Origin of the sequence: Nocardia sp. NPDC051463 (assembly GCF_040681975.1) — a bacterium.
Taxonomy (GTDB): domain Bacteria; phylum Actinomycetota; class Actinomycetes; order Mycobacteriales; family Mycobacteriaceae; genus Nocardia.
Genome location: NZ_JBFBAB010000035.1, coordinates 41,874 through 56,102 on the forward strand (window position 1 = coordinate 41,874; position 14,229 = coordinate 56,102).

At 65.5% G+C, this 14,229-nt stretch carries 4 protein-coding genes (1 of these 4 cut by a window edge); all 4 read right to left on the minus strand.

What is annotated here, in order from left to right:
- Positions 1 to 10,103 carry the 5' portion of an MFS transporter gene (locus tag AB0M74_RS31125; protein ID WP_366529874.1) on the minus strand. Its footprint begins 20,410 nt before the window's first position, so 10,103 of the gene's 30,513 nt are visible here — the first part of the coding sequence; its start codon is at positions 10,101 to 10,103; the stop codon falls past the left edge of the window.
- A 247-nt stretch (positions 10,104 to 10,350) separates the two neighbouring features.
- Complete coding sequence (locus AB0M74_RS31130; protein WP_366529875.1) at positions 10,351 to 10,782, minus strand: YbaB/EbfC family nucleoid-associated protein; 432 nt, start codon at positions 10,780 to 10,782, stop codon at positions 10,351 to 10,353.
- 59 nt (positions 10,783 to 10,841) lie between these two features.
- Positions 10,842 to 12,557, minus strand: a complete 1,716-nt coding sequence (locus AB0M74_RS31135) for a hypothetical protein (RefSeq protein ID WP_366529876.1) — start codon at positions 12,555 to 12,557, stop codon at positions 10,842 to 10,844.
- Between the two features lie 484 nt (positions 12,558 to 13,041).
- Positions 13,042 to 14,112 carry an alpha/beta hydrolase gene (locus AB0M74_RS31140; protein ID WP_366529877.1) on the minus strand — a complete coding sequence of 357 codons (1,071 nt, stop codon included), beginning with the start codon at positions 14,110 to 14,112 and terminating at the stop codon, positions 13,042 to 13,044.
- Positions 14,113 to 14,229 lie beyond the last annotated feature (117 nt).

Sequence of the window (14,229 nt, forward strand, 5' to 3'; positions counted from 1 at the left end):
TCCGACTCGGTGCTCGTGAAGGGCTGATCGGTAACGGCATTGGGGTCGCTCTCCCGCTGCCGCTTCGGCAACTTGGGGCTGTCGTCACTGATCTCGAAGCGGAACACATCGCCGAATCGGAGGACTCGTACGCGGGCCTCGCTGCCCGGCGCGTGCCGAGGCACGTTCCCCAGGAATTCCGACAACAGCAAGATCGCGCTGTCGCTCTGATCGCTCGGCAGGCCGGCCTGCGCCAGGAATTCCTCCGACTCGTGCCGCACTGCCCGTACCCCCGGCGCGACAGCATCAGGCGCAAGCGTCTTTTCCATGGCGAGGTCGGGAACCACATGCGACGGATCCTCTAGACCGTCGGTCTCGAAAAGCTTGAACCACACTGTCTTTCGGTCTTCTTGCGGAAGTCGCCAACCCCACAATTCGGTCTTGGTGTCCAGCAACTCGACGGCACGCCAGTGGAAATGTTCGTCGGGATCACGGGCGGGCAGATCTCGGCTGTCGTCGGTGACCTCGATGTGGACCCACCGATTTCCCGGTTGTCCGAGTATGGTGCCCGAAATACGCGGGCTGCCACCCTGATTGGTCCGCGCCTGCCGCGCGAGCTCCCATGCGATGCCGACAGCCGTGTCGAGGTGCTCGGCTACCGGCCAGTCGGCCATCAACTCGTGAATGGGCTCGACGGCGGCCGCGATGTCTTCCAGACCCAGGAATCGTGTCGCTGTCTCGACCAGGTGCTTGATCACGGGTGGCGCGTCGCCGCGCCTGCTGATCTTCCGGAGCTCGTGGAGCGGATCGCTACTGGACGGGGCGACCATTTCCGTCGCCGGTTTGTACAGGCCGACAGCCCTGGCGAGTCTATTGGTCAGTCTGCCTGCCTCGCGGTGCCACTCGTCGGGCGACATCGACGACTGCCCGGCCGCGAGCTTCTGCGCTTCGGCTTCATGGGCGAGCTGGTCTGCCAACCATCCCATGAGCGCGGCCGATTTACGCTGTGTCGGCACGCGACGTCGGCGCGCGGGCTCCATGGAACGCAATTCGGTATCGATATGATCGAGTGCCTGCCGCACCTGAGCCGGGGTGTATTGCTCGAGCAATGCGGCCACATCGGTGTCCCCGGCGACGTGTTGTGACTCTGCCGGAGTCTGCGGGCGGCCGTCCGGTTCGGCGGGTGGTCCTTGGATTTCGGGCTGGTGTGGCTGGTCTTCGTGATCGTCGCGGGGTTCATGCAGGGCAGGATCGTCGGTCGTGAAGGCTGCGAGTGCCTCGACGATCTGGATCCGCATTTGCTCGGTGTTGCGCAAGGCGACCGCGAGGCCGTCGATCTGACTTTTGCGGGTCTCTTGGGCGGCAGGCGTGCCGCCGTCCTCCCGGAGTTTGATTTCGAGCCCAATTCGGAAGAAGTCGATCGTGTCGTCGACCAGAGCGAGGTCTTCTTCGAGCCGTCGCACCTCTGCGGCGATGCTCTCGGGGTCGCCGCCGCGGGCGATGGCATGGCTGTCGAGAACACGCCACGCCACACCAGCGTGGTCCAGCGCGGCGCGCAGTTCAGGTCCGGGGAATTCGGGGAGGTTGATGTGGTCGATGTCGGCGAGCGTGATACCGCCGTGGATCTGGCACTCGACGAACTGGTGCTGCCGGAAGGGCTGTCCGTTGTAATCCCGGTCGATACCACGCAGCGAGGCGTCTCCCGGGGCGGAAGTGGAGAGGGCGGCAACGCCGAAGGACTCCGGCTGCGGGTCGAGGATGGATGAAGGAATGGTTCGGCCCATTCTTCCTCCCAACATGCTGCCGGAGTAGCGGAGCGAATCGGCAACGCAGAATGTGGCCCGTTCACGAGTCTGGTCCCTGAGCACGATTTCGATCCGGCCGTACATCGCGAGCCGTTCGGTGCACAGTGTGTCGTTGGATATGGCCAGCTTGATACTCGCGTCGGACAGACCAGCCGGGCGTTCGCCGCCGACCTGCACATACCCGTACGCCGGCCGCAGCCGCGGATCCATGTCCTCGGGGCTACCGAACCACCGGTTCTCCATTTCTCTGACATCGCTTACGAAGCCGCCGCCGAAGCCCGTCTCGAACTGGGTCTTGAATCGGCCGTCGGCGAGCATGCTGAACAGGGCCTCCGTGGAGACCCGGATCGCCAGGGACTTGCCGTCGACCAAAGCGGACAGCTCGCTGTCCATGCGCGCACGAAGCTCGGCGACGCTCAGGCCGAGTTCGTCGGCCAATTTCCGCATCTCGTCGCGCACGGTGTGGTACTGCACCAGCAGGCCCCGCACACTGACCTCGCGCGCCTGCGGGTATGCGGCGAAGAAGTCGTTTTCGTGCTTCTGGAGATCGGCGTCCCAGGCGGCTTCGGCTTCAGGGCTCAGGCCCGGCGGGCGTCTCTTGCTGCCGTGCGCATAGAGCTCTATGTACGCGTCGTACATCGCCTCATCAATTGGGCGGAGGGCCACCCGCGGCTCCGGTAGTTCCGGCCGCGCGGACGCATCGTCTTGGACTGTCGGCGGATCAGTGGGTTCGGCCTGGCTGAGCGCCGTGGGCTCGAACAGCTCGAGCACCGCGTCGACGTTCCTGGCGAGGGCCGAGTGCAACTCCCTGTTCGCGGCCATGGCGCGCAGTTCGGCGCGAGTTACCCAGCGAGCTGCAACCGTTTCCGTACCGTCGACCACCGGGACGAACTGCTGCGGAACGTCGGCAGCCATGGCGTGGTACTTCCAGTCACGCGGTCCGGCGATCACATGGGTACCCGCGTGCGCCAGGCTGCTCAGGTACTCCGCACTCGCGCCGAGTTCTTCGGTCATCTCGCGGGCGGCGCCGTTGGCCGGTTCTTCCAGTGAATTCAAGGCCCCGCCGGGAAGCTGCCACCTGCCTTGCGAGTAACCGCGTCTGGCTTTGCAGATCAGGAATCGCTCCACACCGTCCGCATTCACATGCCGGACCAGCACACCCGCTGCGCCGTAGTGCCCCCAGTACCCCGAGTCGACCTCACGGTCGCCGGACAGCCCCGTATCGTCGAGAACCCGAAACGGATGGCCTTCCGGGCCGCGGTCATGCTCTACGCTGTCGTTCGTGCTTGCCTCGGCGGTGCCGGGGCTCTGCTGGTGTGACCCGGCGGCCGGTGCGGCGGTGGATGGTTCCTCTGCCTGGGCATCAGGCCCGGCCGGGTGGTGCCAGTAGCCCGCGGCCGCGGCCGCGGCGCGCACTTGGTGTGCTCGGTCGCTGCTCTTCGTCCCGCGCAGTATCGCATCGATATCGTGCGCGGGAACCCCGGTGTTCTTTGCTATTGCACTCAGTGGCGGTTGCTTCCTGAACACACCGGGTACGAACTCGCCGCTGACGAACCTCGGGGGCCGGAATCGCCCGATAAAGGCCGGATCGATGACATCCCGGAACTTCTCCAGGCGTCCGAGCCACTGGGCAGCGACCAGGACCCGTTGTGCCTGTTCGGTATACAGCGGCCTGGCACTGGCAAATACTGTGCTGACGAACTGAGGGCTTACCCCGGCAAGCTCGGCAATATCGGCTTCGGTGGGCTCTCGGCCCAACTCTCTTGTGGTGAGCCACAGATACAGTTCGGCTGTGAGCGCGATCTCGGGTGAGTCGGCCCGCTCTGAGAGCTCCTCTGCCTGCTCGCGGCCCACGTCATTCGGCGCGACTCCCAACGCATCGGCCAACTGCGAGCGGATCGCGTGTACCTGGATGACATCGGGTGCCTTTAGCGGTGTTTCGACGTTGTAGCGATCGAAGAAGTTCGTCGCCGCCCCGATGAGCAGGCCGATTTCCGGTGACCCTGTTGTCTCGGCCACCTGACGCAGTACAGCCAGTCCATCGTCGGCGGGAACCACGCTTATGGGGCCCGGTTCCGACAGCCCGAGCAGTTGTGTCAGTCGATCGTCCAGTGCCTGGTCCTCCTCGACCAGCTTCTCCTCGATCAAGGCCTTGATACGGGCTGGGACAACTGCGCGCGCGACGCCGAGTTCGCGGTGATGGAGATCCAGTCGGGATCCGATCCATTCCAGCAGCGGGCCCGCCGCCACGGCCACGGCCTGTGGCGGGATGTTCGCGCCTTGGATCCGCTGCTGGATGCTGTTCAGTGCTTGCCGCAACGCTTCCGGATGCACGAGATCCGCTTCCACGGAGAGCATCTCGGCGACCACCGCGCGCACGTTCCGCGCGGTGCTCAGCTGAGCGCGGAGCTGTTGCAGGGCAGCTGAATCGGGATTGAGCTGCGCGCCGCCGGTTGCCGGCCCCTGGTTGTGCTCGGGCTGTGGGGTGCCTGCGCCCCACTCCGTGCCATCGGGTTGATGGTGGAATGCCAGGGCCCATTCCGGCTCAGAGGGCACGTGGGAGCCCGTCGCGTTGCGGCGTCGCGGCCCGGCGATCCCGAGGTCCGCAGCTAGGTCGGAGGCGTCGAAGGCCGGCGCGGGCATGGGGTTTCCTGGACCGGTGGTCTCCGGAGCCGTTACCTGCGCGTTGCTGGTAATGGGTTGTTGTGCTTGTTGATTCGAACTGACCGCTGGTTGGGCAGGGTTTCCGGATAGGGGTTTGCCTGCGCTGCCGTCGGCGGTGATCAGCGGGCGCAGTGCGAGGTCCGGCTTGGGAGCCTGGACCTCGCCTGCCTCCTCGGAGGAGGATCCCGGTACCTGCTTCGGCTGTGTGGGCTTTTTGTTTCGGTCGTTACGCCGGCCGGTGTTCTGGTTGGATGATTTACCACCCGGTTCGGCGGTGGGTGTGGAACCGAACCATGGTGTGGGTGTGCTGGTTTCGGTGATGTCTTCATTCGGCGTCGGGGTGTCGAGGTGCTCGTCCTGCGCTGGGGCTTCTTGGTCGGCTGGTGCGGAGTTCGCTGTCCGCGTCGCAGCTGGATTCACGGGCGCGGAGTGCGTTGCGGCCGGTGTGATGTTCGTGTCGGCTGCTGCGTGGTCCTCTTGTGCGGCTGCGGCGTCGTCGAGTGCGGCGTGTGGTGCGGCGTCGTTGAGCGCGGCATGTGGTGTAGGCGCTGCGGGTTCGTCGAGTGCGGTACGGGGTGCAGCTGCTGCGAGTGTGTTGACCACGCTGGTCGGGGCCTGTGCATGCACCGCCTGGGTCAGACTGATGACCGTGGCGAGTTGGGGTTCGGTGAGCTCGTGGCCGCCCTGCCGCAGCGCGTCTTGTGCATCGGCGAAGTGTTCGACCTGGGCGTGCTCCAGGTGACCGAGCGCTTCCCACAACACGTTTCGCTGCTTCTCACTCAGCCAGTCGATGAGTTCGCCGTTCTGCGGGACCTGCCATCTGTCCTGCTGTGCGGCCAGGAACCCTGCCGAGTTGATCGCGTGCGCCAGTTGCTGCACGGGCGCTGCCGGCGCACCGTGCGCGGAATCCCATCCTAGCGTGGTGAGTACATGCTGGAGGGTCGCGGGACCGAATCGTCGCTGCAACGCTTGTGCCGCGGACGGATGGCCGTCCTGCGCCTGCTGCAGCAGCGTGTGGGTGTCGTCCGCCTGCCACTTGTCGACTTTGCCGGAAAGGGGCTCCTGATGGCCGGCGGTGGCAGCGCTGGGTAGGCCACCGGACGATGTCGGCGGTAGCTGGTTGATGGGCGGTGGGTGCTTGGTTCGCTTGTCTTCGTCGGACTGGTCCGCAGGAGGTGCGCGGGTGTTCGGGCCGGAGGTGTGATCGGCCGGTGCCCTGACCTGCTGGTGTTGCGCGGCCGCCTCCTTTTGCAGCGGCTCGACCAGCGTACGAAGGTTGTCTTCGGCCTGGCTCAGCCGCGCCTGAGTCTTGGTGCTCGGCCTCGCCTGGTGCTCGGCGGCCGCCTGGGTGTACTCGTTGACGTATTTGATGACGTCCTGGCGCACCAGCGGGTTACTGGTGAGGGCGTACAGGGCGTCGGTGGGGGAGGTGTAGTACCGGACGCTGCCGGGATCGCCGTTACGGGCAGCGCGGTTCTCGGCTTGGATGTCGATATCACGCGACAGCGCCGAGCGGCCGGTGACCGCGACATGCAGGCCGCCGAGTTCCCGGGTGATCACATCGATCGGGATGTCGACTCCGCGGGCGCCCTGCATATTGATGATCAGAACTTTGCCCTTTTTGCCTGCCGCGTCGAATATCTGCTGCAGTGCGTCCTCTGCATGGGTGCCCTGCTCGAGAAACCATCTCGCGTCCACCGCGACATGCTCGACGTTGTAATCGTCCTTCACCATTCTGGACAATTGGGCGACGATATCGTTGCGATCACACAGGATCAGCTGTGGCCGGCCGGTCTTCTGCATCTGCTTGATATCGGCAGCGATATCCCGCAACTTCGCGGCCTCGCTCGGCGAGATCGCGTCCGCCATGACCTCGAGCTTCGAGGCATTGAAACGGTCGATTCCGGTGACATCGCTGCCCAGGAGTTCCTTGAGCCGGCCCGCGGACCCGTGCGCGGTGCCCGAGGCTCCGGTCACCTTGTCATAGTTTTCCTGGCTGAAAAGGCGTTGTGCGGTAATAGATTTCGAACTGGCCGGGTCGTCGCGGATGACCAGTCCGTGTTTGGCCTCGATCTGTTGGGCCAGGCCGCCGTTCCATCGGCTCTCGGTGGAGGTTTCGGGATCGTAGAGCACCTTATGGGTGGTCTGGTCGATGATGAATATACGTTCCTGCCCGTCGATTTCGTACCGAACGTAGTGCACGTTCTCGATGTACTCCCATTTGGCGGCGGCCGCCAAGTTCAATCGGCTCAGCTGCTCAGGTGTCAGTTTGTGGCCCAGTTGCAGCTCCAGCTTCTGGCGGCCCTCCGGGGTGAGATTCGCGGGCCCGCCGCGTTGTTCGGGCGTGCGCCCGAAATCGGAGGCGTCCAGGACGCCCTCCAGGGCTTTTTCGAGGAAGTTGTGGACGTCGTTGACCTGCGCGGTGACCTCGGGTGTTGCCGACTTGCCTGCCCCCTCGGACAGAATGTAGTTGGTGTCGGCATGCACAAGTGCCTCATCGATCTCGTCGATCGCGGCACGACGGCCGGGCACCCAGTTCTCGCGCAGCGCCGCGAAACCCACATCTTGCTGGGTACCGATATAGATAGTGGGTTTGCCTTTCGCGGGCGGTGCGGGCGCGGTGTCCGGATTCATCCGCACCACGTCGAAACCGAGCGCACCCAAAACCTGTTTGTATCTGACGTATTCGCGGTTGGCGAGGTTGTCGCGAGTGGTGATCACCTGCACCGCACCATGTTCCAACGCTTCGCGTATCGCGTGGGCCATGAAGACCAGCGACTTGCCCTCACCGGCATCCATGTTCACCACACCATCGCGCATGGCCAACATCGCCGCGACCTGTGTCCAACGCAGCACTTTGCCCTCACCGCGGTGGATCACCTCGAGCAGCGCGGCCGTCGCATCGGCCGGGTCACCGCCCAACATCTTGACAAGGGTTTCGTTGGAGGCATTCACCAACCGCTGTGCCTCCGGGATGCCCGGCCCCGAGCGAGCCTCGTAATCCCGCAATATGTCCTCGGCGATTTGCCGCAACCGATCCGACGACGAGGTGGTCGTCTGCTCGTTGTCCGATCGCGTGCCCGACTGGTCATCCGATCGACTGTTCGACTCGTCGACAGGGGTGGTCTGTTCCTCGGTCTCGGGTTTGCCTGCCCGACCCGCTGTGTCCGCCGGATCTGCCGTCGATTCCGGCTCGGCGGTCCGCGGCTGCTGCGCATTCCCGGTTTCGTCGGCCGGTTTCTGTTGATCGGATCGCGTCTCGGAAGTCGCAGGGTGTTCCGAGGAGCCGTCGGTGTCGCGGTTCGTGCTGGAACGCCCTGCTTCCGAAGGGGTTCCGTCCGCTTCCGGATGCCCGGTCGGGCTCTTCGGCGTGGGCTCCGGGCCGACGGCGAGCCCGTCGATGTCCGCAGGGCTCTCGGAGCTCTTCGCGGAGCCGGGTAGGTCGCGCGCCCTGGCGATGGGGGCATCGACGGCATTGAGTTCCGGTGCGGACCCGGAATTGTTCGCTTTCCACTCGGCGGGTTTTTGTACCCAGCCCGCTTTTTCGGGGCCGAACGCAGACACCGCACCCGGAGTGGTCCGCTGGTTGTGCGGCCCGCCGAGATTCGGCGGCGGGGTGTCGGCCTTGGCGGACACTGCCGCGCGGGGTTCGGACCTTTGCGCGGAGCTCGCCTCCGCCGCGACGTGGCGATCCGCGCCTCGTGGCGACCCGGCTGGGCTCTCCGTACGTGCACGAGCCGGGCCGGCATCCACGGGATGCGCGGCCGCACCCTCCCCATGCCCCGCACCAGCAGGAGCCGTCGGGATCGGTTGCGGCTGTTCACTGTCGGATTCGGCGGGATGCGCTCGCGGACCGCCGGTTGCTTCGGGTTCGACAGGGGGTGGTGCGCCTGCGGCGTCGTCTGGGCCGAGAGCTTGCCGCTCAGTTGGTGGTGTGGCGGCGTGGTCGTCGACATGGATATCCGTGTCGACCGGTTCGCGGGTGGCGGGATGCGGTTTCGGACCAGCAGCGGGCTGCTCGGCGGTGGGATGCGCAGCGGAGGTCTCGGAATCGACCGGCGGGGCGGAGTTCGGCTCGGCGTGACCGGGACCCTGTTCGTCGACCTGGCTACGCATGTTGACCGGTTCGTGGTCGGCGGGAGGCGGTGGCAGACCAGCAGCGGCCTGCGCGGGATCGGGCTGCTGAATCGGCTGCGCCGCTGGATCATCGGGGTGCCGGCGCACGCCGACGACGTTGTTGTCCGCAGGACTTCGCGTCGCACCACTGGCTGCGGGGGAATCGGCGGGATGTGCCGCACCGACGGTATTGACCTCTGTGGTCGGGGCGCGGCCGTTACCGTCCGTGTGCACCGACTGGATCTGCGGTGCGGTGTTCGCAGGCAGTTGTACGCCGCTGGGGTGCTCGATCGGGTCGGCCCCCACCTGGTTGACGCCAGCGGAGAACAGAGCATCCGGATCCTTGGGCGTCCAGATGCTGATGTTGTAGTCCTCGCGCACGAACGGCGCTGGTCGCGAGACCAGCTCGGCCGCAGGCTGGCGAAGGAGGGTAACAAGCTGGTCGAGCTGCTGGTGAACCTCGGCTGGATTGCCGCCGCGCAAAATGCCGTGCTGGACGAGTGCGGTGGTGAGTGCCTCGGTAAGCGGAGTCGCACGTGGGGCGGCATTCGTGGCGGCCACAGCGGGGGTACCGACGCCGAGAGTGGTGGCAGCCAGAGTGGTGGCGGCGACAGCCCTGGCGGCGCGCTGGATGCCGGAGGCAGCGGGCGCCGATACGCGTCCGCCACTGCGGATGTCGGCGGCGCCGTGCGCGGCGGCACCGAGGAAACCACCGGCAACGGCCGGTATCAGGCTCTCGCCCAGGGCGTCGAGGGTGACCTCTTGGCCTGCGAGCCGAAGTGAGGTGTAGGCGCCGGTGATGCCACCCACGAGTCCACCGGAGGCGCCGATGAGAGCCATGCCGCCGAGTTGGTAGGTCACCTGTGCGGCGGTGCTACTGGCGCTCTCTGCGAGTGCGACCGTTTTCGGGGTGATCCAGCGCTCGCCGATGAACTTGCCCGCGATCGCGCCGAAGATGCCGCCGATACCACCGGCGGCGGCGGAAACTATGGCAGCTTGCTTGTCCAATGTCTTGCGGTCGTCGGCGATTATCTGACCCACTTGCACGCCGACGTTGAGGCCGCCGACCTGAACGACTCCCCAGAACCCCGCCTTGCCCGCCAGCACGATCGTGCCGCGGTGGGCTGTGTACTTCGCGGATTGCCCGGCGAGGAAGATCAGGAACTTCCGCCTGGCGATCTGTAGCGCTGTTTCCGTCGCGATACGGTCGATGTACATTTCGAACGCCGCGCCGGCCGGAGAGAACATGATCGAGGCGCGGATAAACTGCATGGCCAGAAATATCGCGAACCCGATGACCGTGTACTTTTGCAGTTCGGTGTTGTTCGCGCCCTCGTACAGCTGTTCGGCCAGCGAGTCGTGGTGGTCGGCCTGTGCACGAAACTTCGTAGCCAGATCCCGATGTTTCCGCGCGGCCGTGTCGCCCGCTTCGCCGCGGGTGGCGTTGGGCGTCTGCTCGGCAAAGGTGTCGTGCTGGTCGGCGATTGTGCGGCATTGCTCGGCGTTGTCCGACCAATGGTCGGCCGCGTATCGAGTCACGGTTTCGTCGCCGCGCGGGAAGTGCCCTGCTACGCACTCGATTACCGGTGGAGGCAGCCACGGTGGTAACTCCAGGCCCATCTACTGCCCGACCCCATCACGTTTCATCCGGACGGGAAATCCCGTACTGCCGCCACCAACAGATTCACCACAAACTATTCTTGTCTACACCTGCGCCGCTACCTCGAGTTCTCTTCTCATGCTTGGGAATTGGGGGCGATCCCTCGACGATCGTGCACAGCGATGGTCACCTCGCTTGGTTCTCGTCGTCGCGGAAGAAGGCGCGAACGTCGTGGATGCTGGGAACCTCGGGCGCGATGTCGGTGAGGTCGGGCATCGCATCGACCTCGCTGCCGACAGAAGCGGTCAGGTGTTCGTGCTGTTCACGGGCACTGCGTGCCGCTGCCTGGACTGCCTCGACGATGTACCCGGCGAGCTGCTCGGGAGTCTTACGGAGGGCGGAGGCTGTCAGCCTCAGGTCGGTGAGCACACCCCCGGCATCGACGATCACCTCGACCGATTGGTCCGGCGAGTTCGCTTGTACACGAACGGCTTCCATGCGCTGGAACATCTCGGCGAGCCGGGGCCGTTGTTGTTCGTAGGCGTCGAGGAAATGCTCGATCTGGTTGCGCAACCCATTGTTGGCCGACCGCATGGCCTCTTGTTTCCATCGGTCCACGCTGATCTCCTTCCTGAAAATCATTGTCCTGCACTTGGATTCGGTCACCAGACCCGGCCTCATATGTCAGCGCTGGATGCTCTCGCCATCGTCACCAGCAGTCGATGCAGGACTTTCTGGGGACCGCCGGCCGCTTCGCTGTCCAGCTCGATGGTCGCGAATGACTCCGCCAGCGCGGCAGCGGGTGCGAACACGCTGTGGCGGAAGCAGTTGTCGCCCAAGTCGCTGCGCCACCGCTTGTAGCCGCCGACCACCCGCGCCAGCGTATCGCCTTTACCGCCACGCACACGGAGATATTCGGTGATCAGCGCACGTTGGGCCTCGGCGCGGGCCCGGAACCCACCGGAGATATCCAGCACGCCGCCGAGAGCGCGCACGATCGTCGCGTACATCGGTCGTTCCTGGGAAATGGCATCGGTCGACTGCGATCCGGCGACGGCAGGCCCGGCCAGCAGGACGGGATCCGCTGCGGCGGCCGTGTCCAGCACGATCCATGGTGCGGGATCGCCGGATTCCGTTGTCGTGCTGCGGTTTTCCACACATGACGGCGCGCCGGCAAGATGGGTGATTTCGATTCCGCACAGTGGCATGGTGTAGCGGCCGAGCACGTGGTCGAGAGCCGACGCGATCTGTCGCACCGTGTGCTCGTGGAGTCCAGCATCTTCGAATCCGCGGATCTCGAGGTTGTGCCTGCTGGCCATCTCGCGCGCGATCCGCATCGCCTCGAGGCCGGTCGTCCGCGGTCGCGGCGCGGGGCGCTGCGGAGTAGCACGGGGGCGCTGATCGACTGCACGTTTCTCGGGCTCCGGTCGCGGTGACGGGCGTCGCGGCGGCGAAACCCGTGGTGGAGTGCCATTCTCCGGCGGAGTGACCGGTGTCGACGCAGCCGGCGCCTTCGACCAGGGACTGCTCGCGGAGTTTCCCGCCCAGGGTGTACCCCCCGGTGACCCTGCCGTGCGTCGCGCCGGCCCGGACTCGTTGGTGGACACCGGATTCACGCGCGATCCGTTGGCGGGTTTCGTGGCGGGGGTATTCGGGCCGGCGCCCGCATTGGCGGTGTTCGGCGGCGCGGTTGCTGTGGCGGGGTCGGTCTCTGCGGTGCCTACTCGCGGCTCGTTGCTGCCTCCGTTCCCACTCATGTCCTGGCCGGGTCCATCGGAACCGGCCGGGGTGCTCGACTGGGGGTCGGCGGATCGTGCGGACGGGGATTGTGTGGACGGCGATTGCGCGAACGGGGATGGTGCGGATGGCGATTGCGCGAACGGGGATGGTGCGGATGGCGATTGCGCGGACGGAGATTGTGCCTGGGAGGACTGCCGGGGGTTGTCCTGCGCGGACGAGCCGCCAGCATACGGACGATACCCGGTGTCGGGGTCGGTATACGTAGGCCAAGCCGCTTGCGATACCGGACTCTGATAGCCCCGCAGACCGGATAGGTCGAGATCTCCCGTGTTCAGGGCCGAGTTCGTGCTCGTGATGTCGTGCGCACCGCCGATGTCGGCCTGGTCGAAAGCGTTGGCCGCCTCGGTGAACTGGCGCTCCATTGCGCGCATGGCGTCGACCAGGTTCTCCATGCCTTCCATCGCCTGTTCGGCACCGGGAACATACGACTCCGCGAACATCTTTCCTGGCTCGTCTTTACCCCAGAACTCGCCTTTGAGCGTGAGGTCCGCCTTCAGTTCTGCCAACATCCGGGCCGTCTCGGCGGCGACCTGACGCAGCTCCGATGACTTTGCTCGCATCGCGTCCGAATCGGCCCAAAGCGACTCGCTCACGCCGACTCCTCGTTCTTGTCACGGTGATCATGCCTGCTCGCCGAAGTAGTGACGAGCGCGACGATCGCGCATCGATGTGCCGAAAGATTCTACCGTCGCCAGAGTGCCGCATTCCATTGTTGGGAAGAGAGTGGCCGACCATCGCCGCTCGGGTTCAGGGTCGGTCGGATGTCGAGTTGGTTGGTGAGACAGGGGAATTGAGCGGCCGAGCCCGTCAGATGCTGCGGCAGGCGGTATCAGTCCGGTCTGGTCGCCAGAGCCGCTGATAGGGCATGGGCCGCAGCGCTTCGCGCACATCGTCGTCGATGAGAATGGTGGCGGCCCCATGGCACACGCTGCCATCGCAAAAGCGTGCGCTGCTGCGGAGTCGGCCCGGTAGTGCACCGGCGGCCGACCCGGAAATTGGACTGTGACATGGCATGGCATCGCATTACTTCGGTCTGACGGCGTCGCCGGCCGAGGACATCTCTGCACCGCCATCGCCTCAGCGGCCGGTATTTCGTCGGTCGCACACGGACATCCGGCCTCCGGCCGACGGAATCTGTCCGGTGATCACCTGGCGATGGAACTGCCCCAGATCGCGGATCGCGGCTCGGGCGTCGGAGAGCAGATCCGAGCCGATGTGGTGGACGTGCGGTGCGCGATCCCAGATCTGCAGTTGTATGGGGACATTCGCTTGGGCGCAGCGTCGGGTCAGTATCTGCGCGTCTGGTAGCAGACATTCGGTGGAGCCGACCTGGATCAGGACTGGTGGTAGGTCGGTGAAGTCGTGGTTGACCGACGACCATGCCGGGTCGAGTTCGCCATCGATGGCAACGCCGTGCCGCGCGATTGTTTCCAGAACCTGGGCGGGTATGTAGGAATCGCGGTACCGGTTGGGGTGGGTATTGCGGGTTGTCGAATCGAAGTCGGCCCATGGTGCGATCGCGGAGATGCCGCCGGGCATCGGCAACCCACGTTCCCTGGTGGCCAATGCCAGCCGGAAGGCGAGTCCGCCGCCGGCGGAGTCGCCGGACACGATGATGCGCTCGGGTGGGAAGCCCTGTGCGAGCAGGTACCTATACGACTCGACTGCGTCGTCGAGAGTCTCGGTGAAGTGTGCGTCGGGTAGCTGTCGATAGTCGACATTGAATGCGGGCATCCGGCTGGCCCGCGCGATCTTGGCGACGAGGCGCCGATGGGTATTCAGGCCGCCGCTGATGTACCCGCCGCCGTGGAAGTACAGCAGCGCCGAGTCTTGCCGCCGGCGTGGGTCGGCGAGGCCGTCGTGCCATAACCATTCGGCGCGGAATTTTTCCACATGAACGGTCCGGCGTTCGGTGCCTTTCGGCGGGACGAGCACGGTGGCGGGTAAGTCGATGAGGCGGCCGAGCCGGAGCATCTGCTCGAGCCGGCCATGGCCGCCGATCCGCGCTAGCGTTGCCAACCCGAGCCCGACCGTGCCACGGAGCAATGGTTGGGCGATTAGGGTTCCGATACTTGCCCGGTTGAACCGCTCGACTATCGGTGACCACGTCTCGGGATGTGGTTCGGACCGCGAGACAGCAGTGGCCATCGCGGTTCTCGAGTCGGTGGCGGCCGAGGACATCTCGGCTCCCAAGGACCATCTGCGTGTCGCCGATGACGGCACTTGCCGCCGCCATCATCCTTCGGCCACGGCTCGGACCTTAAC